The following is a 25,999-nucleotide window of genomic DNA, read 5'->3' as shown; positions in this document are numbered from 1 at the left end:
CCACGGCGGCTGGCAGGCCGGCCATCAAAGTTGCCCCAGCACCGGCGTGCTGACGCGGACGTCGGCGTTCTGGCCGCGATGACGCAGCAGGTGATCCATCAGCACGATGGCCATCATGGCTTCAGCGATGGGCGTGGCCCGGATGCCGACGCACGGGTCATGACGGCCCTTGGTGATCACATCGACAGGGTTGCCATGGATGTCGATGGAGCGCCCCGGCGTGGTGATGCTGGACGTCGGTTTCAAGGCCAGGTGTGCCACGATCGGCTGGCCCGAGGAAATGCCGCCGAGAATACCGCCGGCATTGTTGCTGAGGAAACCGTCCGGAGTCAGTTCGTCACGGTGCTCGGTGCCACGCTGGGCGACACAGGCGAAACCAGCGCCGATCTCCACGCCTTTCACCGCATTGATACTCATCAGCGCGTGGGCCAGCTCGGCGTCGAGGCGGTCGAAAATCGGCTCGCCCAGGCCCGGCATCACCCCTTCGGCGACCACGGTGATCTTCGCGCCGACCGAATCCTGATCCCGGCGCAGTTGGTCCATGTAGGCCTCGAGCTCCGGCACCTTGTCCGGGTCGGGGCAGAAGAAAGCGTTCTGCTCTACCGAATCCCAGGTCTTGAACGGGATTTCGATGGGCCCCAACTGGCTCATGTAGCCACGGATGACGATGCCCTGGCTGGCCAGGTACTTCTTGGCGATCGCCCCGGCCGCCACGCGCATGGCGGTTTCCCGGGCCGAGCTGCGGCCGCCGCCGCGGTAGTCGCGCTCGCCGTATTTGTGGTGATAGGTGTAGTCGGCGTGGGCCGGGCGGAACAGGTCCTTGATGGCCGAGTAGTCCTTGGACTTCTGGTCGGTGTTGCGGATCAGCAGGCCGATGGCGCAGCCGGTGGTGCGCCCTTCGAACACCCCGGACAGGATTTCGACTTCATCGGCTTCCTGCCGCTGGGTGGTATGGCGGCTGGTACCGGGTTTGCGGCGGTCCAGGTCACGCTGCAGGTCGTCCAGGGAAATCTCCAGCCCCGGCGGGCAGCCGTCGACAATGGCGACCAACGCCGGGCCATGGCTTTCGCCCGCGGTGGTGACAGTGAACAGCTTGCCGTAGGTATTGCCGGACATGCAGGGTGCTCCGTGAAAAACGCTGAGAGACTCAACCTTGGATTCGTAGTGGGCGCCAGTATACGCAGGCTCCCCGCGTAGTTCATCCTCGAACCTTATCGGCGGCCACCAGTCCAACCGGCACCTTCGCAACTAATGGCGTGATGATGTTAAAGCTGCTTGCCCTAAGCCTTACCTTGTTTACCGGCCTGTTTTCCTGCCTGGCCCAGGCCACGGTGCTGCAACGCCCGATCAGCCTCGACACCGGCAGCGGTGAGCTTTTCGGCTCGTTGCTGCTGCCCAAGTCCGACACGCCGGTGCCGGTTGTCCTGATCATTTCCGGGTCCGGTCCTACGGATCGCGACGGCAACAACCCCGAGGGCGGGCGCAACGACAGCCTCAAGCGCCTGGCCTGGGTGCTGGCCAGGCACAACATTGCCAGCGTGCGCTATGACAAACGTGGTGTGGCCGCCAGCCTCGCGGCGACCCCGGACGAGCGCAACCTGAGCGTCGAGGCCTATGTGGCCGATGCCGTGGCCTGGAGCCACAAGCTCGCCGCCGATCCACGCCTGGGCCCGTTGATTTTGCTGGGCCACAGTGAAGGCGCGTTGATCGCCAGCCTCGCCGCGCCCCAGGCCAACGCGGCAGCGGTGATTTCGCTGTCCGGCAGTGCCCGGCCGATCGACCAGGTATTGCGCCAACAACTGAGCAACCGCCTGCCACCGCCGTTGATGCTGCGCAGCAATGAGCTGCTCGACAGCCTCAAGGCCGGTCGGCTCGACAGCAACGTGCCGGCGCAACTGCAGGTCATTTTCCGCCCCAGCGTGCAACCCTACCTGATCTCGCTGTTCCGCCAGGACCCGGCCCGAGCCTTCGCCGCGTTGCAGATGCCAGCCTTGATCATTCAGGGCAGCAACGATATCCAGGTCGGCGCCGATGATGCCCGGCAGTTGAAAGCCGCCAAGCCCGACGCTGAACTGGCGCTGATCGAGGGCATGAACCACGTGATGCGCATCGTGCCCAACGACGTGAAACGGCAACTGGCCTCCTACAAGGACCCCAACCTGCCCTTGGCGGCCGAACTGGGTACGCGGATTTTGCGTTTTATTGACTCGTTAGCCGCGCGTTAGGCGGTTTTAGTCGATTTAGCTTCAGTACTGGCAAAAACAGCCGATAACCCGGTGTCGGATAGCGCAATGGCTACCGACCCGCCGGCCTGGACAGGATTTTGCCGTTATGACTGAAACTCAAGCTTCCCCCGACACCGCTGCCGAAGCCCCCGCCTCGTCTGCGGTGGAGCTGCCGTGGGCCGACGTGCATACCGAGCATCACAAAATGCTCCGCCTGGCGCCGCTCAAGACCGACCGCGCCACCGGTGTGCGGCCGCTGCGGTTTGTCGAGTTCAGCTATGTCGAGCGCCACAGCAAGGAACGCAGCCTGCTGCGCATGAGCATCCAGCTGCCGAACCAGCGGGTGCGCAAGGAACAGAATCACTTGGATGTCTGGGCCGACCACGTCGAAAAACGCCTGTTCTTTTCGCCGGAAAACCTGCAGATCGAGCCGTTGAATCGTGGCATCGGTCGTTTCCTCGCGGCCCAAGGGATTACCTGGGCCAAGAAACGCTGGTCGGCCTACCGGGTCGAGGGCTCCGACCTGGATAACAAGGACGCCCTGAACGAAGACACTCGCCTGCGCCGCGACCGCTTTCTCAAGGCCCAGGGTTTCGAGGTGGCCTACGCCGACGCCCAGCACCTCAAGGGCAGCATCAAGCCGGCCCAGGTTGGCGATTTGGTCGGGGACTGGAACACCGAGAAGCTGCAGTTCGTGACCATCCTCGAAGCCGCGCAAATGCTGCAACAAGCCGAGCAGAACCTGGCGGAACAGGAAGTCAAACTCAAGCAGCAGGAAGAAAAGGTCACCAAGTTCAAGCGCGAAGACGCCGGCCTGCGCTTCACCATCACTTGCCTGGTGGCCTTTGCCATGTTCCAGGCGGGGTTGCTGATCTGGATTGCGACGCGCCATTGAACTCAACAGCGCGTGAGTACCCCTGTGGGAGCGAGCTTGCTCGCGATAGCGGTGGATCAGTCAACTTCAATGTGGCTGATCCGACGCCATCGCGAGCAGGCTCGCTCCCACAGTGGGTGTATCCAGCTGGATAAGGGGGATCAAACCCGCGAAGCGAACAACCCCTGGTGCTGGCGGCACTGCTCGGCGCTGAGCATGAACACACCATGGCCGCCGCGCTCGAAGTCGAGCCAGGCGAAATCGACTTCCGGGTACAGCGCCTCGACGTGCACCTGGCTGTTGCCGACCTCGACAATCAACAATCCCTTCTCGGTCAGATGATCGGCCGCCTCGGCCAGCATCCGGCGAACCAGGTTCAAGCCATCATCGCCACAGGCCAGGCCCAGCTCTGGTTCGTGCTGGTATTCCTGCGGCATGTCAGCGAAGTCTTCTGCATCGACGTAGGGCGGGTTCGACACGATCAGGTCGAAACGCTGCCCCGGCAAACCGTCGAAACCATCGCCCTGGACGGTGAACACGCGCTCATCGACACCATGGCGCTCGATGTTCTGGTTGGCCACTTCCAGTGCTTCGAACGACAGGTCGGCCAGCACCACCTCGGCCTCCGGGAATTCATAGGCGCAGGCAATGCCGATACAGCCGGAACCGGTGCACAGGTCGAGAATCCGTGCCGGCGCCTGGCCCAGCCAAGGTTCGAAACGCTTTTCGATCAGCTCACCGATGGGCGAGCGTGGAATGAGCACGCGTTCATCGACGATGAACGACATTCCGCAGAACCAGGCCTCACCCAACAGGTAAGCCGTCGGGATGCGCTCGGCAATACGCCGACGCAGCAGACGTTGCACATGGACCAACTCTTCGTCTTCAAGACGGCAGTCCAGGTAGCTATCGGCAATTTCCCACGGCAGGTGCAACGCGCCCAACACCAGTTGCCGGGCTTCGTCCCACGCATTGTCGGTGCCATGGCCGAAAAACAGATCCTCCCCATGGAAACGGCTGACGGCCCAACGGATATGGTCGCGCAGGGTACGGAGACGGGAAGTGATCACGGCGGCAAACTCCAGAAAAATCGACGGGCGAGTCTACCAGCCAAACGCGGCCCCACCCAAACGCGCCTTGTTGACGAACGAAAAGCGCCGGACCAATCGTAGGATTTATCCGTTTTTTGCACCATCTATTGAACAGGACGAGCATCTTGACAAGGCTGTAGGCCAGCAACGGCGGCCCTTGCGATGGAAGCGATTCACAGAACCGCTCAGCCAGAGGAGAATGTCGCAAAAGCCCCACTCGAAGGAGCCCCAGAATGTCCGTTCCAAAAACGATGTTTCAACTCAGCGGCCGTGGTTATGCAGCGGCCAATCTGAGTCAAGCGACCTTGATCATCATCGATGCCCAGAAGGAATACCTCGCAGGGCCCCTGGCCCTGAGCGGCATGGATGCAGCCGTCGCGAACATCAAGCAATTGCTCGGTGCGGCCCGTGCAGCCGGTCGCCCGATCGTGCATGTGCGCCACCTGGGCACCCATGGCGGGCTGTTCGATCCACAAGGCGAACGCGGGGAGTTCATTTCCGGCCTCGAACCCCAGGGCGACGAAACCGTGGTCGAAAAGTTGCTACCCAGCGCCTTCCACGGCACCGAACTGAAAAAGCGCCTGGAAGATTTCGGCCCCCTGGACCTGATCGTGTGTGGATTCATGAGCCATTCCAGTGTCAGCACCACCGTGCGCGCCGCCAAGAACCTGGGCTTTCGCTGCACCCTGGTGGAAGACGCCTGCGCCACGCGCGACCTGCCTTACAAGGGCGGTGTCCTCAGCGCCGAACACGTGCAGCAGACCGAAATGGCGATCATGGCCGACAACTTCGCCACCCTGGCCTTGACCCGCGACTTCATCTGATGCGCCTCGATGAGCGGCCCGTCCTGCCGCTCATCCGCAAAAGCCTCTCATTTGCCGCAATTGCCCTACCTTCAGGAACAACCCGAATATCTTCCGGTCGAAGGGCCGATACCCATTGAGGAAGGTCGGAATGAAGTTATCCGATGGTTTTGACGCACGTCGCTTGCGGCCCAAGGGCCCGAGCAACTGGCGTTTTCGTTTTGGCGCGGCGATCGCTGCGCTCCTGGCAACACTCGGTGTCCTGCTGGCCATGGCCGGTGCGGCCAGCCTGCTGGGCCGTCCACCCGCACTGGGCGAGTTGAATGCCACCCCGCTGGGTTCGGCGATCATCCTGGCAGCCGGTCTTGTCGTATTGCTGTTGGGCGTCTGGCTCTGGCGCCGCTGCCGCCGTCGCGCCCGCCAATCCCTGGAGCTGGCCATGGCTCCACACCTGATGAAAAAGCACGACTGATCCGCCACCCGACGTTTTGTCGCGCCTGATCCCGCCAGAGTTGGGTAAACTGGTCGGCTTCGCGGAGGCTGACATGCAAGACGACGACTTTTCCCTGTTCAAAAGTGCGATCCAGGGCGTAAAACCGATCAAGCACGACCGTGCCGAGACCGGCAAGCCCAAGGCCGATCGCGCGCAAATCGCCAAGCTGCGCCAGGCCGCCACCGTGCGCACCGACGCCACGACCGTGGACGGACTGTCCGATCAGTTCGTGATCGACGTCGGGCCGGAAGACGAGTTGATGTGGGCGCGCGACGGTGTCCAGGAAAGCCAGATGCGCAAGCTGAAGGTCGGCCAGATCCCCTTCGAAGGCAGCCTCGACCTGCACGGCATGAGCGTCGAAAAGGCCCGGGAAACCCTTTGGGCGTTCCTCGCCGAAGCCACCAAATTCGAAATCCGCTGCGTGCGCGTCACCCATGGCAAAGCCGTACGCCTGGATGGCAAGCGACCAATGATCAAGAGCCACGTCAACACCTGGTTGCGCCAGCACCCGCAAGTGCTGGGCTTCACCTCCTGCCAGGCGAAACACGGTGGCGCCGGGGCTGTCTACGTAATGCTCAAGCGCACCATGATGGAAGGCCGCGACGAATAGCCTTCGCTTGCCGAGCTTGCAGCGCCGTGTCCGCCACCGTACCCTTGCCCTTTGCGAAAAATCCCACAGGTAGCTTCATGTCTCTGGAACAGAATTACACCGCGATTCTCGGCCAACTGGGCGAGGACGTTTCCCGCGAGGGCCTGCTCGACACGCCCAAGCGCGCTGCCAAGGCCATGCAGTACCTCTGCCGCGGTTATGAACAAACGCTGGAAGAAGTCACCAACGGTGCCTTGTTCAGCTCCGATAACAGCGAGATGGTGCTGGTCAAGGACATCGAGTTGTACTCGTTGTGCGAACACCACCTGCTGCCTTTCATCGGCAAGGCCCACGTGGCCTACATCCCGAGCGGCAAGGTGCTGGGGTTGTCGAAAGTCGCGCGCATCGTCGACATGTATGCGCGGCGCCTGCAGATCCAGGAAAACCTCAGCCGCCAGATCGCCGACGCGGTCCAGCAAGTGACCGGTGCCCTGGGTGTGGCGGTGGTGATCGAGGCCAAGCACATGTGCATGATGATGCGCGGTGTGGAAAAGCAGAACTCTTCGATGATCACTTCGGTGATGCTCGGCGAGTTCCGGGAAAACGCCGCCACTCGCAGCGAATTCCTCAGCCTCATCAAGTAACCCGTCGCAAGAAGAAAACCGGCGTTGATCGCCGGTTTTTTTTCGCCGGTGAAAAATCAGGTAAGCTGCGCGCCCTCTTCTTCCCCGCCGCGAGGCTGAATACCGTGATCGTCAAAGCGCTTCGAGTTGGCCTGGGCCAGCTCATCATCTTCATCGACTTCATCACTCGCCCAAACAAGAAACAACGCCCGGCCGAAGCCCAGGCGCAGGTCGACCAGGCCGCCCGCAGCCTGACGCTGTATCAATTCCACGCCTGCCCGTTCTGCGTGAAAACCCGCCGCACCTTGCGCCGCCTCAATGTGCCGGTGGCCCTGCGCGATGCGAAAAACAACGCGCAGGATCGCCAGGCGCTGCTGGAACAAGGCGGCAAGATCAAAGTGCCGTGCCTGCGTATTGAAGAAAATGGCGAGAGCACCTGGATGTATGACTCCAAGGTGATCATTGAGTATCTGGATAAGCGGTTCTCTGCAGCCTGAGCATTTTCTACTGTGACTACTGGCCTCATCGCGAGCAAGCTCGGCTCCCACAGGGGGCCGGTGTTGATTGAAAATCTGCAATCATCCACACATCCCCTGTGGGAGCCGAGCTTGCTCGCGATGGGGCCCGGACAGCCACCACAAAGCCCCTGATATCAAGCCGCTTTTGCAGCCAACGCCTCCCCCACCACCCCCGCCAACCGCTTGAGCCCTTCATCCAGCCGCGCCGGGTCGATGTGGCTGAAGTTCAAGCGCAAGTGCCCCGGATGCTGGTCCGGCTCCGGGAAAAACGGCTCCCCCGGCATGAACGCAACGTCGGCCGCCAGCGCGGCGGCGAGCAAGGTGCGGGTGTCCAGCGGTTGTCTGAGGGTCAGCCAGAAAAACAACCCGCCCTGGGGCACGTTCCAGTCCGCGATATCAGAGAAATGCTTTTGCAACGCCGCCTGGAACCGATCGCGACGGTCACGGTAGAAATCCCTCAGCTCACTCAAATGGCTGCGGTACTGTTCGGTACCGATCCATTGCAGCGCCTGCCACTGACCGATGCGGTTGGTGTGCAGGTCCGCCGACTGCTTGAGCCGCAGCAGGTGCGGGAACAAATCCGGACTGGCGATCAAGTAGCCCACCCGTAGCCCCGGCAACAGGGTTTTCGACACGGTACCGGTATAGATCCAGCTAGCCTTCTTCAAGCGACTGACGATCGGCGTGGCACTGCCGCCATCGAACGTCAGCTCGCGGTAGGGTTCGTCCTCGATCAGGGTGACGCCAAACTCATCCAGCAGCGCCGCCACGGCATCGCGCTTGGCTTCGCTGTAGCGCACCGCCGAGGGATTCTGGAACGTCGGGATCAGGTAGATGAACGCTGGCCGATGCTGCTCCAGGCGGGCCCGCAACTGGTGCAGGTCTGGGCCGTCGGCCTCAAGGGGCACGGTGATGCAGTCGGCGCCGAACAGTTGGAAGATCTGCAACGCCGCCAGGTAGGTCGGCGCTTCGAGCATCACTTCAGTGCCCACGTCGATGTGCAGCTTGGCCGCCAGGTCCAGGGTTTGCTGGGAGCCGCTGACCACCAACACCTGACTCGCCTCACAGGCCACACCCAGCCCCCGCGCCTGGGCCGCCAGGGCTTCGCGCAGGGCCGGTTCGCCTTCGCTCATGCCGTACTGGCCCATGGACAACGGCATGGCCGTCCATTCCACCTTCGGCAGCATGGCTTCGGCCGGCAGGCCGCCGGCGAACGACATCACTTCAGGGCGCTGCGCCGCCGCGAGGATTTCTCGAATCAAAGAACTTTTGAGGCGCGAGACACGTTCGGAAAAAGCCATGGGGGTCACCTGTAGCGGGTCGCTGGAAAAATGAGTCAAACTGGTTGACTGAAATTACTCCGACCTCTCTGGATACGTCAATATGATTGACCTTAAAAACCCGACTTCCCAACAAATGGCCATGGAAGCGTTTTTCTTCGGTTACCAGGCGTTCACTGCCAAGGCCGATGAAATGCTCGAGCGTCGCGGGTTGAGTCGGGTGCACCAGCGCATCGTTTTTTTCATCGCCCGCTACCCGTCCTTGAGCGTGAAGGAATTGCTGGCCCTGCTCGGGGTGAGCAAGCAGGCGCTGAACATGCCGTTGCGGCAGTTGATGGAAATGCACCTGGTGAACAGCGTCGCGTCCGAGACTGACAAGCGCAAGCGGCTGCTGGAACTGACGGCCGAGGGCGAGCGGTTCGAACAGGCGTTGCGGCGTGAGCAGGTGAAATTGCTGGAGCGGGTGTTTGCCGAGGCTGGGGAGGCGGCGGTGAATGGCTGGTTGGCGGTGAACCTGGCACTGGGCAAGTCTGGCGACTGAAGGCGTCTGATCCGACGCTATCGCGAGCAAGCTCGCTCCCACAGTGGGACGGTGGTGAAGACAAGACTTGGCTTCACCCATGAACCCTGTGGGAGCGAGCTCGCTCGCGATAGCGCCCGCAAGGGCGATATATCCCTATCGCCAGACATTTCGTCGACAACACAGAAAACATTATTTGCATTATTTGTATACAAAAGCATAATTCGCTTCGTGCGAGTTCCTGACCAACAGGTCAACATACTTCGCCAGCCTTACCTGCCTCAGCGCATCGCAACCACCCCAGGGCGTTTGCGGTGCTGGAAATAACAATAAGACTCTTGAGGAGTACTCGCTGTGGAAAGCCGCAAACCCGAAGCCCGGACGCTGGACCTCTCGCCGCCACTACGCAGTGGCTGGCTGGAACGCCTCTTCAAACTCAGCTTGCATGGCACCATGGTGAAGACCGAGCTGATTGCCGGCCTGACGACCTTCATCACCATGGCCTACATCATCTTCGTCAACCCCAACATCATGGCCGACGCCGGCATCGATCACGGTGCCGCGTTCGTCGCCACCTGCATCGCCGCCGCCCTGGGCTGCCTGTTGATGGGCCTGTACGCCAACTGGCCGGTGGGCCTGGCACCGGGCATGGGCCTGAACGCGTTCTTCACCTACACCGTGGTCGGGACCATGGGCTACAACTGGGAAACCGCGTTGGGCGCAGTGTTCATTTCCGGTGTGCTGTTCATGATCCTGACCCTGTCACGGGTGCGCGAGTGGCTGCTCAACAGCATTCCCGTGAGCCTGCGGTTCGCCATGGGTGCGGGGGTCGGGTTGTTCCTCGGGCTGATCGGCCTGAAAACCGCCGGGATCATCGTCGACAGCCCCGCCACCCTGATCAAGCTCGGCTCGCTACGTGAGCCCGGTCCCCTGTTGGCTGCCGTGTGTTTCCTGATGATCGCCGTGCTCAGTTATCACCGCGTGTTCGGGGCGATCCTGATCAGCATCATCGCCGTGACCCTGGCCGGTTGGGGCCTGGGGTTGGTGCAGTACAACGGTGTCATGTCGACCCCACCCAGCCTGGCCCCGACCTGGATGGCGATGGACGTGGCCGGGGTTTTCAACATCAGCATGATCAGCGTGGTGCTGGCCTTCCTGTTCGTGCACATGTTCGACACCGCTGGCACCTTGATGGGCGTTGCCCAGCGCGCCGGGCTGGTGAAAGCCGATGGCAAGATCGAGAACCTGTCCCGCGCCTTGAAAGCCGACAGCGCCTCCAGCGTATTCGGCGCCATGGTCGGTGTGCCGCCGGTGACCAGCTACGTGGAAAGTGCCGCCGGTGTGGCCGCCGGTGGCCGCACGGGGCTTACCGCCGTGACCGTCGGTGTGCTATTTATTGCCGCCATGTTCTTCGCACCGCTGGCCGGGATGATCCCGGCCTATGCCACCGCCGGCGCGTTGATCTACGTGGCCATGCTGATGATGGGCGGCATGGCCCACATCGAATGGGACGAACCGACCGACAGCATTCCGGCCATCGTCACGGCCATCATGATGCCCCTGACGTTCTCGGTCGCCGACGGTATCGCCCTGGGGTTCATCACCTATGTGGTGCTCAAGGCCGGCACCGGTAAACACAAGGAAATTTCCGTCAGCCTGTGGGTGCTCTGCGCGATCTTCATCGCCAAGTTCATCTTCTTGTAAGCGATACCGTATCCACCCCGCCTCACCCCTTGGGTGAGGCTTTTGTCCATCAGGAGCAAAGCAATGAATCTGGAAACCTGGCTGTTGTTCAGTGGCGCCGCCTTGGTGGTGATCCTTATCCCCGGCCCGCTGTCGCTGTTGATGATCGGCAACAGCCTGAACTACGGCCTGCGTCGCTCGTACCCGGCATTTCTCGGCGGGGTGATCGCGTCGATCTGCCTGCTGAGTGCCTCGGCGTTGGGGCTCGGTGCGTTGTTGCTGGCGTCGGAACAATTGTTCAGTGCCCTGAAGATCGTCGGTGCCCTGTACCTGTTCTACCTGGCCTGGCAGAGCTGGCAACAATCCCGGCAACCTGCCCAAGGCGCCGAAGTGCCCCAGGCCGCCGCGGTGCCACGTTTCCGCGCGTTGTTCGGCCGGGCGTTCGTGCTGGGTGCCAGCAATCCGAAAGACATTCTGTTCTTTGCCGCGTTCCTGCCGCAGTTCCTGAGCGCCGAACAACCCTTCCTGCCGCAACTGCTGATCATGATCGCCACCTGGACCGTACTCGACCTGCTCTGCAAGCTGGCCTACGGCCTCGGCGCCCACGGCGCGGCGCGCTATCTGCGCACCGGCAAGGGCCAGAGCTGGTTCAACCGGATCAGCGCTGGCCTGTTTGGCGGCGCGGGTGCAGCCTCCTTAATGTCCACCCACTGAGCCCTCGGCGTTGCGAATGCCTTTGTGTGCGGCATTCGCAAAACATCGCAACAACCCATCGATATACAGCACTCGGGAAAACACCTTACATAGAGGGCCAATTCAAACATCGTTGAACAAGGAAGTTCACAATGGCCCAACTTATAGCGCCCTCTTCCGCTACTGACGACCGGGGTGTCGTCATTAGCGATATTGCCTTTCAGGCCAATGAGCATACGATCGAGACGCTCGACTTCAAAGTCGCCGATCAATCGCGACTCAATCCGGAACACAAGCACCGGCAAGCCCAACTCGAAGTCGTCGACAAACTTTACGGCCCGCTCCAGATCGGCTCCGTAGCCGTGACCCGCTCCGCCCTGAATGCACTGGGTGCAACCACTGACGGTCAGGTATTGAACGGTGAAAACAGTTTCTTTCGCATCGCCAGTCGTTTTTTCCTGGACTCACTGCAGTTCAATGCAGCGGATGTCGAAACTCATATAAAACTGACCGCCGATGCAAACGACTATCGCCTGCCGACATTGCTTTTTGAAATAGCCAGCCAACGCTCACGCGCTGCGCGCCCATTATTAAGAGCCAACCTTGCAGTACAGACTGAAGCGGGCAGTTATCACATTATCCTGGAAAAACTCCTGAAGTCTGCACAGGGCCTCGACCCTCATCAGTTTGCCCAGACGTCACTGAACTGGGTAAACAAGACCAAGAGCCAGATCCTCATCCCCACCGGCCTGGGACTCCAGGCCTTCGGAATCTACAGCGGCCTGCGTGGCCTGCAAGACGCCATCCGCAACAAGGACGATTACCAGACCCTGTTCAACGGCGCCAGCGTGGCCGCCGAAGTGGCTTCCTTGGGCGTCGAAGCGCTGGTGACCCGACAAGCCACGCAAATGATCCAGGCCGGTCAGCGCTCCCTGGGGGATTTCGCGAAAACCACCTTCGCGACTCGACTGGCCCGGGGAAGTGGGCTGATTGCCAGCGTGTTGACCCTGCCTTTCGATATCGTCTCTGCAGTTGACGCTTTCAAGGCCGCCGCCAACGCGAGTGGCAAAGCGGCCACTGATCATTACGTCAGCGCCGCCTTGAGTGTCACCAGCGCCGCGATGACCCTGACCATCGGCTTGGCCGCGCTGGCGGGCTTCAGTTCAGCCGGTCCGGTGGGCCTCGCCGCCGGACTTATCCTGGTGGTCGGGTCACAGGTCTGGGGGGCGATTCGCCAGGTCGATGAGATCGACGACTACATAACCCTCAGCGCCCACGAGCGCCTGCGAACGGGTTGGTTCGCCTTCTGGACAATCAGCCCTGACGACGATATCCAGGAGCGCTACACCCTCGCCAAGGCGACCGCCGAACACACCAGGCAACTGCGGGCCAACGCCTTGAACTTGCTCAAGGGCCCGTTGAAAGACAGCACCGAGGCGATCGTGAACGGTCGATTCACCGTGGAACTCGAGCAAGTGACCTACAACACCTGGAACTGGTGGACCGGCGAAAAGTATCAGGCAACGAACGCGCGCCCGAAAATCAAGGACAGCGATGACTGGATTGATGCCCGCCAAGGCGTCACGCTCGAAACACCTGGCGCAGTCATCGAAGCGGCGGCGGAGCACAAAGGCATCCGTTGGTACATCGGCGGCGGCAATGACACGGTTTTCGGGGTAGAAAACAAGCCGAACGTTTTCCACTACGGGTCAGGCGTCAAGCGACTGAGGGGCGGCGCGAAAGACGATGTATTCGTTTTCGAAGGCTCGACATCCATTGCCCCAGGAGACGAAGTACCTGCGCCGAACCGGCTGGTAGGTGGCTCGGGTAACGACACGTTGATACTGGCCGGCAATCCCGGCCAAGGTCAGGTGCCGCGACTGGGTTATCACATCGACCTGGAGGCGGGGCAGGCGTCCATCATCACTCATGAAGGTCCCAAGAGCGAAAGTGGACAGCATCGCCACGCGCTTCTTGAAGGCATCGAACATGTGGAAATCCTTGAGGGCGGCACCCATGTCATCAAGGGCAGCGCCGGCGCGAACATCATCAAGTCCCGGGGCAACGATCTCATCGAGGCCGGCGCGGGAGACGACCGGATCTTCATTCTCGGCGGCAACAACCGCAACGCCGACGGCGGGCCTGGGGACGATGCCTACGTCATCGCCCACAAACCCGGCCACGTATCGATCACCGAGGACGGCATGGGCAGCAGCGTCATTTCCCTGGACTGGCGCGCCGACCTGATTGAAAGCTGGGTGATCGAGCAGGGCAACCTGGTGATCACGTCGTGCTTCGATGGCAATGACTGGGAGTCACGCAAGGTCACCCTCAACAATGTCTATGCCGATACGGACTATCCAAGAGCCTTACAGATCAACCGCCTGACCTTCACGACAAAGGACGGCTTCCACTGGGTGCCAGACCTGCCGGAGACGCTGGAGCACGACAGCCCCCTCGTCATTGAAGCGGTCATGGTGCAACACGGCATCCCCCGGAACCCGGCCATCCTCAATGACCGAAGCGAGCGCTGGGTGGCCCACGATAAGGACACGAGCTACTACGTTTCCCGGTTGATTGAATTCACCACGCTCAAGGTGAGACAGAAAAGTGAGTATTGCACCACGCTTCACCTGGACTATGCCCATAGCGAACTGACCCGGGTCGAAGCTCACTACAACGCCTATGTCATCCAGGAAGACGGAGGGGACACGGTGAAATATGGTGAGTGCGGTCTCACCCTGGATTTTGGCAGTCGCCGTGTCGTCCTGAACAACCTGGCCCGTTCCGATGAGCGCTACAGCGCGCGGACAAAGACCACCGGGCGACGTGCGTTTTCCGCATTGGATTCGCAGCACACGTTTATCCTGATCATGCGCGACGGCGCCTCCTACCGCCTGGCCATCCCCACCCCCGACCCCGCGCGGTTGCTGGATAAGGGATTCATCGACAAGGATCCGGTGCAATGGAAGACACAAGCCCCCCTTTCACTCACGCCGACCAGAAAGCACTACGCGTTTCTCCAGCCCCTGGATAAGAAGCCCCATCCCATGGGCAACCAGGCCACCTGCGCGATGCTCACGCCAGCCGTTGAGCAGACCGGTATCGAAGTGCTGACAGGCCAAGGCTCCACGTACCTTGTCCACCTGAGCCCGGGCATGACACTACGGCTGACCACGCCAGGCGCGCTGGCCGGCGCCAATCCCCGACTGCCCCAGGCATCCACTTGGGAACTCGACGCCACCCGCCTCGGGGAGGTCGAGATCAAACTGGCCAATAACCTGCTGCAGATAGGCACGACGATCCTTCATCTACCCGTCTACGCAGAGGACGACCTCGTCGACCAGATACGCGTCATCACGGCCCAGGGTGTCGTCCATGCAGTCGACAGCCTGTTCGAGCGCGTCTATGTAACGGCACTGGACGGCCGGTATTTTTCGCCCCCGGTCGATCCCGAAGCCGCCCTGCCCCCCGAATTGTCACGGTTAGCATCGGCACAACTGAGAGTGTCCAACATGGCGCTCAAAGATGGCTCGCCCGGCTCACTGAGTTATCACCTCAAGGCGCGCCGGTGGACCCTCGATACCGATGAATCGCGGGGCATCGTCGCAACGAGGCTAAGAAAAACCAACTTGTGCGATCACCATCTCAGCCTTTATCAGGACCTGGCTCGCGAAGGGCTCAGCCAGAACCCACCCCTGGACGACGAGGCGCTGCGCTTGTTGCGCGAACAATGCGTGAAATGGGCCGAAGGCACGACGTTGAACAAGTCACTGATGCTTGCGCAGGCCATCGCGCTGAGCCCGACTTTTGGCCTGGAACTTCCTCATTGGCGTTGGCTGCTCTCCCCAGGCGAGATCGTCTCCAGACAGACCTAGTCCTGAGGAGTGACTGCGAACGTCTTTTGCCGATGCAATACATATGTAGTGCACCCGCCCGTTGATTTTCCAAGAACATCTTTCAGCGCGTTGCCCGTCAATCCACACGACGGGCGGCGACGTATTCATTGTTCATACTTTTCAAATTCAAGAGCACAAACGTCAATGAGCCCCAGAAAAAACACCCGCCCCAACGTTCCAACTTCGCCTCCCGATACGCCCCACGGCAATCGCGATACCACACCCGAAAGCCTGCCCAGGAGCCCCATCAGGGTCGATGGCAGCGATTCGTCGCCCGGCTCGTCGCCTGGGCGACAAACCGAAGCCGCTGACGCCCAGGCCACGGCGGTCCAGGTAGCGGAACTCACCTCCCAAGCCGCCATCGCCCATGTGCCCGCCTCGCTATCGCTGGACAATTATTACCTTTCCCCCGAGCTGATCCCCATGCTGTCGGACCCGGACCCGACCTCCGGGATCCAGACATTCAGGACCCGGACTTACGTCAAACTTGCCGAAGGTGGAACGGTGCTATTGGGGCGCGATGCCGACCAAAACTACCGGGCGCGCTCAAGCGCTGAGCTCGTTGCGTCCGGCCCCCGCCTGGAACAAGTCGAAGGCAGCCTGCTGTGGCGGCAGGTTTCCCACGGCAGCGACTCCACGCTCACCATTACCCGCTACAACGTGCCGGACGATGATCCTCTGGAAGGGCCCGCGCCCAAGCGCCAGCGCACGGCGCCACCCTCCAGCGAAGTCGCAGTGGAAACCACCCCGGTTTTTCGCAAGGAATGGGGGGTCGAGCCAAAGCTCACCCTGCCGGCCTTCATCACCATCGGCGACGTTCACTATAAGCGGGTGACACGTGTCGACGCACGGGACTACCCCATTGCCTACATCCAGCAACCTGGCCATCCCGCCTATGATTTTGACCTGCTGGAAGCCATCCTCAGGCATACCCCGGACGAGCAGCCCCGAAGCGTAATCCGCGTGCCGCCGGACAACCATTGGGAGATCGATGCCAGGCTTCCCTTCGAGAAACCGCTGACGGCCTATGTCAGGGAAGTGTTTCCCGAGGTCACCACAGTCACCCTGGAAAATATCGCCAGGAGGCAGTTCGAACTCGCCAACAGCTCCTCGATCGCCGACGCTGCGGGCCTGACCGCACTGAGGCAGATTTTCCATAGCTGGAAAAACGCCGTTCCCTCGCCCCATCCGCAATGGACCGACCCCTTGCTGATGCTGCCCGTGCTCCCGACCTCTTCAGGGATCACGAGCGCTTCGCGTTCGATAGACCTGCCCATTTCCACCTCGACGGGGAGACTGGATCGGCTGGATTTCGACCCCCTACGGTTCCCGCGAGAGTGGAATTTCTTCATGTCGACCTACTCGCCGATGGACCTCAAGCGCTTCATGGCCGGCATCCTGACGCGCAATGGCTACACGGTCATGGAGCCCAACAGTTTCAATAGCTTTCCGGCGCTGGTGTTTCGGCGCACCGGACATGACTATGTATTTTTCATGAGCCTGCATCGCACTCGCATGCCGAAACTCTCCCTGCCCACCCACATGAATCCCAACACCACCGGCATCAACCTGGAGACCCAGGTCGGCGACGCTGCCGCACAAGCGGTCAAGGACGCCCATCAGGCCGGCAAAATCATCTGGCTAAAGGGCGGTTCACAGATCCGGCCTGGCTACGCGGACACTGTCTTTATCATTCGGGATGACAACGCCAGGCTGTAGGCTGGCGGCAAAAAAAAGCCCGCAGTGTGAGCGGGCGAAAAACCAAAGAAGCGCCATGCGCAGTCGCTTCCAGAAGAGGCAGCTGCTTGGGGGATCAGCTGCCTCGATAGGTGGAATAGGCGTAGGGCGAAATCAGCAGGGGCACGTGATAATGCTCCTGCTCGGCCGAAATGCCGAAGCGCAGCACCACCACATCCAGGAACGCCGGCTCGGGCAGTTGCACGCCACGGGCGCGGTAGTAATCGCCAGCGTGAAATTGCAATTGATAGACGCCCGAGCGGTAGTCCTCCCCTTGCAGCAATGGTGCATCGCAGCGACCATCGCTGTTGGTCTGCGCGCTGGCGACCAGCTGCAATTGCGAGCCCTCCACCCGATACAACTCGACCTTGATCGCGCTGCCCGGGCAGCCATGTGCAGCATCCAAAACGTGAGTAGTCAAACGTCCCATTGCTTCTGCGCGCCTCGCTGCGGGGCAGCCCGGCACGACGCCTCCTGAATCAGTTGAAAGACAGGCCGCACCGTTTCGGAGCACGAAACGCTACGGCGATGAACGAATTAAGACACTTTAAAAGAAAATTGTACACAATAAAAAATAAACATTCAGCCCATGGACTGTGCAACGGCACGCCGGCCCCGGCCTCAAGCAAACCAAATGAATACAAGATCCTCCTGACGATTCATTGACCAAGTGGGCAGGTTTCTTGCAGTGTAGACAAGCCAGGGACCGCGGTGAAAAATGCAGAAAATCAGGCTTACAAATCGCGCATAAAGTTGTATACAATCACTCCATCGTCGTGACGCCAGCCTATATTTCATCATCAGGGCGCCACCCACATGGTTCGAACAAGAAGGAAAACTGCAGTGAGCGCTGACTACCCACGCGACCTGATCGGTTACGGCAATAACCCTCCCCATCCCCAGTGGCCGGGCAACGCCCGCATCGCTTTGTCCTTCGTGCTCAACTACGAAGAAGGTGGCGAACGCAACGTCCTGCATGGCGACAAGGAATCCGAAGCGTTCCTCTCGGAGATGGTCGCCGCGCAACCGCTGCAGGGCGAGCGCAACATGAGCATGGAATCGCTGTACGAGTATGGCAGCCGTGCCGGTGTCTGGCGGGTCCTCAAGCTGTTCAAGGCATTCGACATCCCGCTGACCATCTTCGCCGTGGCCATGGCCGCCCAGCGCCATCCGGACGTGATTCGCGCCATGGTCGCCGCCGGTCACGAAATCTGCAGCCACGGCTATCGCTGGATCGACTACCAATACATGGATGAGGCCCAGGAGCGCGAGCACATGCTCGAAGCGATCCGCATCCTCACCGAAATCACTGGCGAGCGCCCGCTGGGCTGGTACACCGGCCGCACCGGCCCGAACACCCGCCGGCTGGTGATGGAAGAAGGCGGTTTCCTCTATGACAGCGACACCTACGACGACGACCTGCCCTACTGGGAACCGAATACCCCGAACGGCAAGCCGCACCTGGTGATTCCCTACACCCTCGACACCAATGACATGCGCTTCACCCAGGTGCAGGGTTTCAACAAGGGTGACGATTTCTTCCAGTACCTGAAGGACGCTTTCGACGTGCTGTATGCAGAAGGTGCTGAAGCCCCGAAGATGCTCTCCATCGGGCTGCATTGCCGGCTGATCGGCCGCCCTGCACGCCTGGCATCCCTCAAGCGCTTCCTCGAATACGTCAAAGGCCATGAACACGTCTGGTTCAGCCGTCGTGTCGACATCGCCCGCCACTGGCAGCAGGCCCACCCGTACCAAGGGGCTTCGAATCCAGGAGCCTCGAAATGACCGCCTTCCAGACCCTCAAGCCTTCCACCTTGAGCCGTGAAGCCTTCGTCCGGGCTTTCGCCGATATCTACGAACATTCGCCATGGGTCGCCGAAAAGGCGTTTGAACTGGGCCAGGATCCCTCGATCGACGAGATCGAGACCCTGCACCAGCGCATGAGCGACATCCTGTTGAGCGCCGATCACGCCAGCCAACTGGCGCTGATCAACGCCCACCCGGACCTGGCCGGCAAAGCCGCCGTCCAGGGCCAACTGACCGAAGCCAGCACGAACGAACAGGCCGGCGCCGGTATTCACCAATGCACGGCCGAAGAGTTTCAACGCTTCACCGAGCTGAACGACGCCTACAAGGCCAAGTTCAAGTTTCCCTTCATCATGGCGGTAAAAGGCAGCAACCGGCACCAGATCCTCGCGGCGTTCGAAACGCGCATCCATCATTCGGCAGACGCCGAATTCAAATGCGCGCTGGCAGAGATCAACAAGATCGCGTTGTTCCGATTACTGACCCTTTAGCGAGCAGCCTCCTGCAAGCATCCCCAGCCAACTTATTTAAAGGCAGACAAGAAGAATGAAAGCTTACGCCGTACCTTTCGAGAAGTTCGTCAACCTGGCCGACGCCCGCCTGGGCACCAAGATCATCTCGGTCACCGACGACTGGTTCGCCGACGCCAACCGCCTGTTCCAGCCGACCCCGGCCGTGTGGAAGGAGGGCGTGTTCGATGATAACGGCAAGTGGATGGACGGCTGGGAATCGCGGCGCAAGCGCTTCGAAGGCTACGACAGTGCGGTGATCCGCCTGGGTGTGGCGGGCTCGATCAAGGGCGTGGACATCGACACCTCATTCTTCACCGGCAACTACCCCCCGTCGGCCTCCCTCGAAGCCTGCTTCCTGACCGAAGGCGAGCCGGACGAAAACACCCAGTGGACTGAAGTGCTGTCGGCCGTGGAGCTGCAAGGCAACAGCCACCACTACCACGAAATCAGCAACGACCAGGCCTTCAGCCACCTGCGCTTCAACATCTACCCCGATGGCGGCGTGGCCCGCTTGCGGGTCTACGGCATTCCGTACCGCGACTGGTCGGCCGTGGGCGACAACGAACAGATCGACCTGGCCGCCGCCCTCAATGGTGGCCGCGCCCTGGCCTGCTCCGACGAGCACTTCGGCCGCATGAGCAATATCCTCAACCCGGGTCGTGGCGTGAACATGGGCGACGGCTGGGAAACCGCCCGTCGTCGTACCCCGGGCAATGACTGGGTCATCGTCGCCCTGGGCCATGCCGGCGAGGTCGAGAAAGTCATCGTCGACACCCTGCACTTCAAGGGCAACTACCCCGATAGCTGCTCGATCCAGGGCGCGTTCGTCAAGGGCGGCACCGACAGCCAGATCGAAACCCAGTCGCTGTTCTGGCGCGAACTGCTGCCGAGCCAGAAGCTGGAGATGCACGCCGAGCACACCTTCGCCGAGCAGATCAAGGCCCTGGGGCCGATCACCCACATCCGCCTCAATGTGTTCCCGGATGGTGGCGTGAGTCGCCTGCGGGTGTTGGGCAAGGTAGCGAAGTAAACACCGCACCTGTGGCGAGGGAGCTTGCTCCCGCTGGACTGCGCAGCAGTCCCATTTTGAGGGCCGCTTCGCGACCCAGCGGGAGCAAGCTCCCTCGCCACAGAAGCTGAACAAACGACACAGAATTTTTTGGATAAGAAGACCAGCATGCGCACACTCAAGATCGAACCGTTGACCAAAGAAGCCTTCGCCCCGTTCGGTGACGTGATCGAAACCGACGGCAGCGATCACTTCATGATCAACAACGGTTCGACCATGCGCTTCCATCGCCTGGCGACGGTGCAAACCGCTACGCCGGACGACCAGGCGATCATCAGCATCTTCCGCGCCGACGCGCTGGACATGCCGCTGACCGTGCGCATGCTGGAGCGCCATCCGCTGGGCAGCCAGGCCTTCATTCCGCTGCTCGGCAACCCCTTTCTGATCGTGGTCGCGCCACTTGGCGATGCACCTGTATCAGGCTTGGTCCGCGCCTTCGTCACCAACGGCAGGCAGGGCATTAATTACCATCGCGGCGTCTGGCACCACCCGGTGCTGACGATCGAAAAGCGGGATGACTTCCTGGTGGTTGATCGCAGTGGCACAGGTAATAACTGCGATGAGCATTTTTTCAAAGAGGATGAGTGTTTGATCCTCGCCCCCCACCAATAAGAGAAGGTCCGATCACGCGCAGACAAGCGTGACGGGCGAGAGGTAAAGACTGTGGAAGCACATATGCTGGAATGGCTGAACCTGAGCGTACGCTGGGTTCACATGATCACTGGCGTGGCCTGGATCGGCGCGTCGTTCTACTTCGTCTGGCTGGAAAACAACCTCAACCGCGTCAACCCCAGGAGCGGCCTGGCCGGTGACCTGTGGGCGATCCACGGTGGCGGCATCTACCATCTGGAAAAATACAAACTCGCACCACCGTCCATGCCGGACAACCTGCACTGGTTCAAATGGGAAGCCTACTTCACCTGGATGTCGGGCATCGCCCTGCTGTGCGTGGTGTTCTATTGGAACCCGACCGTCTACCTGCTGGCCCCCGGCAGCGGCCTGAGCGGCCCCGAAGGCGTCGCCTTGGGCATCGGCTCGTTGTTCGTCGGTTGGTTCGTCTATTCCTTCCTCTGCGACTCGGCCCTGGGCAAGCGCCCTGCCTTGCTCGGCCTGATCCTGTTCGTGCTGTTGATCGCCGCGGCCTACGGGTTCAGCAAGGTGTTCAGCGGTCGCGGTGCCTACCTGCATGTCGGGGCGGTCATCGGCACGATCATGGTGGGCAATGTGTTCCGCATCATCATGCCGGCACAACGTGCCCTGGTCGCGGCCATCGCCGAGAACCGCACTCCCGACCCGGCATTGCCGGCCAAGGGCTTGTTGCGTTCGCGCCACAACAACTACTTCACCCTGCCGGTGCTGTTCATCATGATCAGCAACCATTTCCCGAGTACCTACGGCAGCCAGTACAACTGGTTGATCCTGGCCGGTATCGCCGTGGCGGCGGTGTTGGTGCGGCATTACTTCAACACGCGCCATGACAGCAACCGGTTTGCCTGGACGCTGCCGGTCGGCGCCCTGGCGATGATCTGCCTGGCTTATGTCACCGGCCCCAAACCCATGCCCAGCGCACCGGACGTGGCCAAGGCACCCGGCGTGATCGAGTACCAACCGTTGCCGGAAACGGCAGTGGGCGGCGGCGCGAAACCGGCGACCGCCCCCGCCGCACCGGCCTCGGCACCCACCCAGGCCGCCAACGCCCAGGGCCCCTCGTTCGAGAAGGTCCACAGCGTGATCCAGGAACGCTGCTCGGTCTGCCACTCGGCCAAGCCCACCAGCCCGTTGTTCAGCGCCGCGCCGGGCGGGGTGATGTTCGACACGCCGCAGCAGATCCAGCAACAGGCCGCGCGCATCCAGGCCCAAGCCGTGACCAGCCAGATCATGCCGCTGGGCAACATCACTCAGATGACCCAGCAGGAACGCGACCTGATCGGCGCGTGGATCAACCAGGGCGCGCACACCAACTGAGCCACGCGCTCCAACACCGTTAATCGTCATACCGCTGACAGGTCGACCGGTACACCACCGGTCCCCCGTCAGCGACTGCCTGCGCCTCAACAATAAAAACAAGAGGAAAGCACCCGATGACCAAGCCCCGCCATCACGCCCCAAATTCGCCGCCCATGCGCTGTTGCAGGGCACTTGAGCCCTTCAAGGCAAGCCCGTATCCTGCGCGGCCGTTTGAAGCAGGCCTACAACAAAATCCCTTCCGATCCTGACCGGACCGCCAACTTGTTGCAGCGTTGGCGGACATGACGCGCCCCTGAAAACAGCTTTTCCGACTGATCAAAAAACCGCAGGCCACGCCATTTCCGGTTTTTTCCGGACTTGGCTCAACGCTTGCTATCAGCATTCGCCACGCTCAAAAAGCTGACCGAACGGATGTTTTTTAATCCATGGAAAAAGGCGCCACACCAGAGCGCTGACCTTAAAAAATTGCGGTACCACTTACCTTTGGGAGCAAACCGAATGAAACGTACGTGCACCAGCCTGATACTCGCAGGATCCTTGCTGGTCGCAGGCCAAGCGATGGCCGACGACCTGTTGCAATGGCAGAACAACAGCCTGACCTACCTGTATGGCAAGGATTTCCAGGTCAACCCGCGTATCCAGCAGACCGTGACCTTCGAACACGCCGATGCCTGGAAGTACGGGGACAACTTCTTCTTCCTCGACCGGATCTTCTACAACGGCCAGGACGACAGCCAGTCCGGCCCGAACACCTACTACGGTGAGTTCAGCCCGCGCCTGTCGTTCGGCAAGATCTTCGACCAGAAGCTGGAGCTGGGGCCGATCAAGGATGTGCTGCTGGCCATGACCTATGAATTCGGTGAAGGCGACAACGAGTCCTACCTGATCGGCCCGGGCTTCGACCTGGCGATTCCCGGCTTCGACTACTTCCAGCTGAACTTCTACAACCGCCAGACCGAAGGCCCGCGCGCCGGCGACAACGTCTGGCAGATCACCCCGGCCTGGGCCTACACCGTACCGGTGGGTTCTTCCGACATCCTGATCGACGGTTTCATCGACTGGGTGGTGGACAACGACAGCAACTCGAAGGGCACCTACCACGCCAACCTGCACATCAACCCGCAGATCAAATATGACCTGGGCAAGGCCTTGAAGCTTGGCGCCAAGCAGCTGTATGTGGGCGTGGAGTATGACTACTGGAAGAACAAATACGGGATCGAAGACAGCGAAGGGTTCAAGACCAACCAGAGCAACACCAGCTTTTTGCTGAAGTATCACTTCTAATCGCGTCACCCTTGTGGGAGCGAGCTTGCTCGCGATGGCGGTGGGTCAGGCAAAACAGGTGTTGGATGTGCCGCCGTCATCGCGAGCAAGCTCGCTCCCACATTGGTTTCGTGAAAGCCAGGATTCAGCGCCCACCGCAAATCCCTTGCTCGCGATAGCGGTGGACCTGCTTGCATCAGTCAGGACAACCCCAGGAACCGACTCAACGCCTCGCGCTGCGCCAACGCATCCTGGCGTCCCAACTCGATCAGCTCGCGGCAATACCCCGCCTCGAACAACAGGTAGCTCAGCACCCCCGCGCCACTGGTCTTGGTCGCGCCCGGCCCCCGCAGGAAAACCCGCAACGCACGGGGCAGTTCCTGACGATGGCGAGCGGCGATTTCATCGATCGGCTGGCTCGGCGAAATCACCAACACCTCCACCGGTGCCGCGCCGAGGGCATGGGCCGGCACATCGTCGGGCAGCAAGTGGCTGAAACCGTTCAGGCGCTGAAGCAATTCGATGTCGCTTTCCAGGCTGTCAATGAAGGTGCTGTTGAGCATATGACCGCCGATCTGCGCCAGGGTCGGTTGCAGGCCGGTGTAGCTGCGCTCGGAAGGATCCTGGCCACCGGCGCCACGGGGGTTGCCGCTGACGCCGATCACCAGCACGCGATTGGCCCCCAGGTGCAAGGCCGGGCTGATGGGCGCCGATTGACGCACCGCGCCGTCGCCAAAATACTGCGGACCGATCTTGACCGGCGCGAACAACAGCGGAATCGCCGAACTGGCCAGCAGGTGCTCCACCGACAACTGCGTCGGCACACCGATACGTCGATGACGCAGCCAGGCATCGATGGTCCCGCGTCCCTGGTAGAAAGTGACGGCCTGGCCGGATTCATAACCGAATGCCGTCACCGCCACCGCCCGCAGTTGCTGTTCGGCGATGGACTGCTCGATGCCCGAGGCGTGGAACTGGGCCTGGAGCAGTTCGCGCAATGGCGAACTGTCGATCAACGCCACCGGCAACTTGGTCCCCAGGCCCAGCAGGCTGTGGGTGATGAAACGCGTCGCCTGGGCCAGCACGCCGCGCCAGTCGCTGCGCATGACCTGGTGGCTGCGTACCGCTTGCCAGAACGCCGTCAGCCGCTCGATGGCACTCTTGAAGTCCATCGCCCCGCTCGCCAGGCTGACCGCGTTGATCGCCCCGGCCGAGGTGCCGACGATCACCGGAAACGGGTTATCCGCCCCGTCGGGTAACAATTCGGCAATCGCCGCCAATACCCCTACTTGATACGCCGCCCGAGCCCCGCCGCCGGAAAGAATCAAACCTGTAACCGGTTCAGCTGGGGTCATCGCAATGCTCCGTGCTCAAGGTGATATCAAAAAACTCAGCCGCGTTTGTCGTACAGCTTGGGCTCGCCCGGTGGACGGCTCTTGAAGCGCCGGTGGGCCCAGAGGTACTGCTCGGGACAATCGCGCACCGATTGCTCGACCCATTGATTGATGCGGATGCAATCGGCTTCCTCGGTCTCCCCCGGGAAATCCGTCAACGGAGCCTGGATCACCAGGCGATAACCGCTGCCATCGGCCAGGCGCTCCTGGGTGAAAGGCACCACCAGCGCCTTGCCCAGGCGGGCGAACTTGGTGGTGGCGGTGACCGTCGCGGCCTGGATGCCGAACAGCGGCACGAACACGCTTTGCTTGGCGCCGTAGTCCTGGTCCGGCGCATACCAGATCGCCCGGCCGGCCCGCAGCAGCTTGAGCATGCCCCGCACGTCGTCACGCTCCACCGCCAGGGAATCGAGGTTGTGCCGCTCGCGGCCCCGGCGCTGGATGTAGTCGAACAACGGGTTCTTGTGCTCGCGGTACATGCCATCGATGGTGTGCTGCTGGCCGAGCAAGGCCGCGCCGATTTCCAGCGTGGTGAAATGCAGCGCCATCAGGATCACGCCCTTGCCCTCGCGCTGAGCCTGCTTGAGATGCTCCAACCCTTCGACATGGGCCAGTTTCGCCAAACGCGAACGCGACCACCACCAACTCATGGCCATTTCGAAAAAAGCGATGCCGGTGGAGGCAAAGTTTTCCTTGAGCAGACGCTTGCGTTCGGCAGCGGACTTTTGCGGGAAACACAGTTCCAGGTTGCGACGGGCAATGCGCCGTCGGTCGCCAGCCACCCGGTACATCAGCGCCCCCAATGCACGACCGACCCGCAGCAATAACGGATAAGGCAATTGCACGATCAGCCACAACAGCCCCAGGCCGCACCACAGCAGCCAGAAACGCGGATGAAAAAATGCAGCTCGAAAACGCGGGCGATCCATTACAACTTCCATTAGGACATGGGCCGCGCA

Annotated in this window: 24 protein-coding genes; 18 read left to right on the top strand and 6 right to left on the bottom strand. The window is 61.2% G+C overall.

What is annotated here, in order from left to right; genetic code table 11:
* Positions 1–24: 24 nt before the first annotated feature.
* Positions 25–1,116 carry a chorismate synthase gene (aroC, locus tag IB266_RS14575; protein ID WP_060741135.1) on the bottom strand — a complete coding sequence of 364 codons (1,092 nt, stop codon included), beginning with the start codon at positions 1,114–1,116 and terminating at the stop codon, positions 25–27.
* Positions 1,117–1,259: 143 nt separating this feature from the next.
* Between aroC and IB266_RS14570 the strand changes: the two genes are divergently transcribed.
* Both IB266_RS14570 and IB266_RS14565 read left to right on the top strand, forming a co-directional pair.
* On the top strand, positions 1,260–2,225 hold the full coding sequence (locus IB266_RS14570) for an alpha/beta hydrolase (protein WP_060741134.1): 966 nt from the start codon (positions 1,260–1,262) through the stop codon (positions 2,223–2,225).
* Between the two features lie 106 nt (positions 2,226–2,331).
* The gene (locus IB266_RS14565; RefSeq protein WP_060741133.1) at positions 2,332–3,120 is read left to right on the top strand and encodes a hypothetical protein; all 789 of its coding nucleotides are present in this window, start codon (positions 2,332–2,334) and stop codon (positions 3,118–3,120) included.
* Between the two features lie 140 nt (positions 3,121–3,260).
* Here the strand turns inward: IB266_RS14565 and prmB are convergent, their stop codons facing one another.
* Positions 3,261–4,169 carry a 50S ribosomal protein L3 N(5)-glutamine methyltransferase gene (prmB, locus tag IB266_RS14560; protein WP_192261601.1) on the bottom strand — a complete coding sequence of 303 codons (909 nt, stop codon included), beginning with the start codon at positions 4,167–4,169 and terminating at the stop codon, positions 3,261–3,263.
* A 254-nt stretch (positions 4,170–4,423) separates the two neighbouring features.
* On the opposite strand from prmB, the gene IB266_RS14555 reads away from it, so the two are divergent.
* From IB266_RS14555 to IB266_RS14535, 5 genes are all read left to right on the top strand, one after another.
* Positions 4,424–5,014, top strand: a complete 591-nt coding sequence (locus IB266_RS14555; RefSeq protein ID WP_192261600.1) for a cysteine hydrolase family protein — start codon at positions 4,424–4,426, stop codon at positions 5,012–5,014.
* A 130-nt stretch (positions 5,015–5,144) separates the two neighbouring features.
* Positions 5,145–5,465: a hypothetical protein gene (locus IB266_RS14550; RefSeq protein WP_060741130.1), complete on the top strand. Its 321-nt coding sequence runs from the start codon at positions 5,145–5,147 to the stop codon at positions 5,463–5,465.
* A 73-nt stretch (positions 5,466–5,538) separates the two neighbouring features.
* Complete coding sequence (locus tag IB266_RS14545) at positions 5,539–6,096, top strand: Smr/MutS family protein (RefSeq protein WP_003204497.1); 558 nt, start codon at positions 5,539–5,541, stop codon at positions 6,094–6,096.
* 77 nt (positions 6,097–6,173) lie between these two features.
* On the top strand, positions 6,174–6,719 hold the full coding sequence (folE, locus tag IB266_RS14540; RefSeq protein ID WP_003204506.1) for a GTP cyclohydrolase I FolE: 546 nt from the start codon (positions 6,174–6,176) through the stop codon (positions 6,717–6,719).
* Between the two features lie 104 nt (positions 6,720–6,823).
* On the top strand, positions 6,824–7,195 hold the full coding sequence (locus IB266_RS14535) for a glutathione S-transferase N-terminal domain-containing protein (protein ID WP_192261729.1): 372 nt from the start codon (positions 6,824–6,826) through the stop codon (positions 7,193–7,195).
* A gap of 155 nt (positions 7,196–7,350) precedes the next feature.
* Here the strand turns inward: IB266_RS14535 and IB266_RS14530 are convergent, their stop codons facing one another.
* Complete coding sequence (locus IB266_RS14530) at positions 7,351–8,517, bottom strand: PLP-dependent aminotransferase family protein (protein ID WP_192261599.1); 1,167 nt, start codon at positions 8,515–8,517, stop codon at positions 7,351–7,353.
* 82 nt (positions 8,518–8,599) lie between these two features.
* Here IB266_RS14530 and IB266_RS14525 point away from each other — a divergent pair, with 82 nt between their 5' ends.
* The 5 genes from IB266_RS14525 (at position 8,600) to IB266_RS14505 (ending at position 17,010) form a co-directional block, all read left to right on the top strand.
* The gene (locus IB266_RS14525) at positions 8,600–9,037 is read left to right on the top strand and encodes a MarR family winged helix-turn-helix transcriptional regulator (protein ID WP_060741128.1); all 438 of its coding nucleotides are present in this window, start codon (positions 8,600–8,602) and stop codon (positions 9,035–9,037) included.
* 333 nt (positions 9,038–9,370) lie between these two features.
* Positions 9,371–10,720, top strand: coding sequence for an NCS2 family permease (locus IB266_RS14520; RefSeq protein ID WP_192261598.1), 1,350 nt, complete (start codon positions 9,371–9,373; stop codon positions 10,718–10,720).
* A 63-nt stretch (positions 10,721–10,783) separates the two neighbouring features.
* Positions 10,784–11,413, top strand: a complete 630-nt coding sequence (locus tag IB266_RS14515) for a LysE family translocator (protein WP_060741126.1) — start codon at positions 10,784–10,786, stop codon at positions 11,411–11,413.
* 131 nt (positions 11,414–11,544) lie between these two features.
* A complete protein-coding gene (locus tag IB266_RS14510) occupies positions 11,545–15,270 on the top strand; it encodes a calcium-binding protein (protein WP_192261597.1) in 3,726 nt (1,241 codons plus the stop codon).
* Between the two features lie 165 nt (positions 15,271–15,435).
* Entirely contained in the window at positions 15,436–17,010 is a 1,575-nt protein-coding gene (locus tag IB266_RS14505; protein ID WP_192261596.1) for a hypothetical protein, read from the top strand.
* 94 nt (positions 17,011–17,104) lie between these two features.
* Here the strand turns inward: IB266_RS14505 and uraH are convergent, their stop codons facing one another.
* Positions 17,105–17,458 carry a hydroxyisourate hydrolase gene (uraH, locus tag IB266_RS14500; RefSeq protein ID WP_060741123.1) on the bottom strand — a complete coding sequence of 118 codons (354 nt, stop codon included), beginning with the start codon at positions 17,456–17,458 and terminating at the stop codon, positions 17,105–17,107.
* A 413-nt stretch (positions 17,459–17,871) separates the two neighbouring features.
* Between uraH and puuE the strand changes: the two genes are divergently transcribed.
* The 6 genes from puuE to IB266_RS14470 all read left to right on the top strand — a co-directional run bounded on the left by puuE (position 17,872) and on the right by IB266_RS14470 (position 23,667).
* Positions 17,872–18,813, top strand: a complete 942-nt coding sequence (gene puuE, locus IB266_RS14495; protein ID WP_060741122.1) for an allantoinase PuuE — start codon at positions 17,872–17,874, stop codon at positions 18,811–18,813.
* Positions 18,810–19,325, top strand: coding sequence for a 2-oxo-4-hydroxy-4-carboxy-5-ureidoimidazoline decarboxylase (gene uraD, locus IB266_RS14490; RefSeq protein WP_192261595.1), 516 nt, complete (start codon positions 18,810–18,812; stop codon positions 19,323–19,325). Before puuE ends, uraD begins: the two co-directional genes overlap by 4 nt.
* Positions 19,326–19,380: 55 nt before the next feature.
* Entirely contained in the window at positions 19,381–20,376 is a 996-nt protein-coding gene (gene alc, locus IB266_RS14485; RefSeq protein ID WP_092171116.1) for an allantoicase, read from the top strand.
* Between the two features lie 147 nt (positions 20,377–20,523).
* On the top strand, positions 20,524–21,027 hold the full coding sequence (locus tag IB266_RS14480) for an ureidoglycolate lyase (RefSeq protein ID WP_192261594.1): 504 nt from the start codon (positions 20,524–20,526) through the stop codon (positions 21,025–21,027).
* Between the two features lie 51 nt (positions 21,028–21,078).
* Positions 21,079–22,380, top strand: coding sequence for a urate hydroxylase PuuD (locus IB266_RS14475; RefSeq protein WP_192261593.1), 1,302 nt, complete (start codon positions 21,079–21,081; stop codon positions 22,378–22,380).
* Between the two features lie 501 nt (positions 22,381–22,881).
* Positions 22,882–23,667 (top strand): outer membrane protein OmpK, encoded by a 786-nt coding sequence (locus IB266_RS14470; RefSeq protein WP_192261592.1) that lies wholly within the window; start codon positions 22,882–22,884, stop codon positions 23,665–23,667.
* 179 nt (positions 23,668–23,846) lie between these two features.
* Here the strand turns inward: IB266_RS14470 and IB266_RS14465 are convergent, their stop codons facing one another.
* Positions 23,847–25,001, bottom strand: a complete 1,155-nt coding sequence (locus tag IB266_RS14465) for a patatin-like phospholipase family protein (RefSeq protein WP_192261591.1) — start codon at positions 24,999–25,001, stop codon at positions 23,847–23,849.
* A 35-nt stretch (positions 25,002–25,036) separates the two neighbouring features.
* A complete protein-coding gene (locus IB266_RS14460; protein WP_060741116.1) occupies positions 25,037–25,969 on the bottom strand; it encodes a lipid A biosynthesis lauroyl acyltransferase in 933 nt (310 codons plus the stop codon).
* Positions 25,970–25,999: the final 30 nt, after the last annotated feature.

Origin of the sequence: Pseudomonas sp. Pdm06 (assembly GCF_014851795.1) — a bacterium.
In the GTDB taxonomy this organism is placed as follows: Bacteria; Pseudomonadota; Gammaproteobacteria; order Pseudomonadales; family Pseudomonadaceae; genus Aquipseudomonas; species Aquipseudomonas fluorescens_AA.
This window is presented reverse-complemented; position numbering and strand designations above follow the sequence as displayed.

Bases quoted from the DNA above. Each gene is read 5' to 3' on its own strand.
- folE (WP_003204506.1), top strand. From the start codon at position 6,174: ATGTCTCTGGAACAGAATTACACCGCGATTCTCGGCCAACTGGGCGAG.
- IB266_RS14505 (WP_192261596.1), top strand. From the start codon at position 15,436: ATGAGCCCCAGAAAAAACACCCGCCCCAACGTTCCAACTTCGCCTCCC.
- IB266_RS14470 (WP_192261592.1), top strand. From the start codon at position 22,882: ATGAAACGTACGTGCACCAGCCTGATACTCGCAGGATCCTTGCTGGTC.
- IB266_RS14465 (WP_192261591.1), bottom strand. From the start codon at position 25,001: ATGACCCCAGCTGAACCGGTTACAGGTTTGATTCTTTCCGGCGGCGGG.
- IB266_RS14525 (WP_060741128.1), top strand. From the start codon at position 8,600: ATGATTGACCTTAAAAACCCGACTTCCCAACAAATGGCCATGGAAGCG.
- IB266_RS14530 (WP_192261599.1), bottom strand. From the start codon at position 8,517: ATGGCTTTTTCCGAACGTGTCTCGCGCCTCAAAAGTTCTTTGATTCGA.
- IB266_RS14550 (WP_060741130.1), top strand. From the start codon at position 5,145: ATGAAGTTATCCGATGGTTTTGACGCACGTCGCTTGCGGCCCAAGGGC.
- IB266_RS14480 (WP_192261594.1), top strand. From the start codon at position 20,524: ATGCGCACACTCAAGATCGAACCGTTGACCAAAGAAGCCTTCGCCCCG.
- uraD (WP_192261595.1), top strand. From the start codon at position 18,810: ATGACCGCCTTCCAGACCCTCAAGCCTTCCACCTTGAGCCGTGAAGCC.
- IB266_RS14460 (WP_060741116.1), bottom strand. From the start codon at position 25,969: ATGGATCGCCCGCGTTTTCGAGCTGCATTTTTTCATCCGCGTTTCTGG.
- IB266_RS14515 (WP_060741126.1), top strand. From the start codon at position 10,784: ATGAATCTGGAAACCTGGCTGTTGTTCAGTGGCGCCGCCTTGGTGGTG.
- IB266_RS14555 (WP_192261600.1), top strand. From the start codon at position 4,424: ATGTCCGTTCCAAAAACGATGTTTCAACTCAGCGGCCGTGGTTATGCA.
- aroC (WP_060741135.1), bottom strand. From the start codon at position 1,116: ATGTCCGGCAATACCTACGGCAAGCTGTTCACTGTCACCACCGCGGGC.
- IB266_RS14570 (WP_060741134.1), top strand. From the start codon at position 1,260: ATGATGTTAAAGCTGCTTGCCCTAAGCCTTACCTTGTTTACCGGCCTG.
- IB266_RS14545 (WP_003204497.1), top strand. From the start codon at position 5,539: ATGCAAGACGACGACTTTTCCCTGTTCAAAAGTGCGATCCAGGGCGTA.
- IB266_RS14510 (WP_192261597.1), top strand. From the start codon at position 11,545: ATGGCCCAACTTATAGCGCCCTCTTCCGCTACTGACGACCGGGGTGTC.
- uraH (WP_060741123.1), bottom strand. From the start codon at position 17,458: ATGGGACGTTTGACTACTCACGTTTTGGATGCTGCACATGGCTGCCCG.
- IB266_RS14565 (WP_060741133.1), top strand. From the start codon at position 2,332: ATGACTGAAACTCAAGCTTCCCCCGACACCGCTGCCGAAGCCCCCGCC.
- alc (WP_092171116.1), top strand. From the start codon at position 19,381: ATGAAAGCTTACGCCGTACCTTTCGAGAAGTTCGTCAACCTGGCCGAC.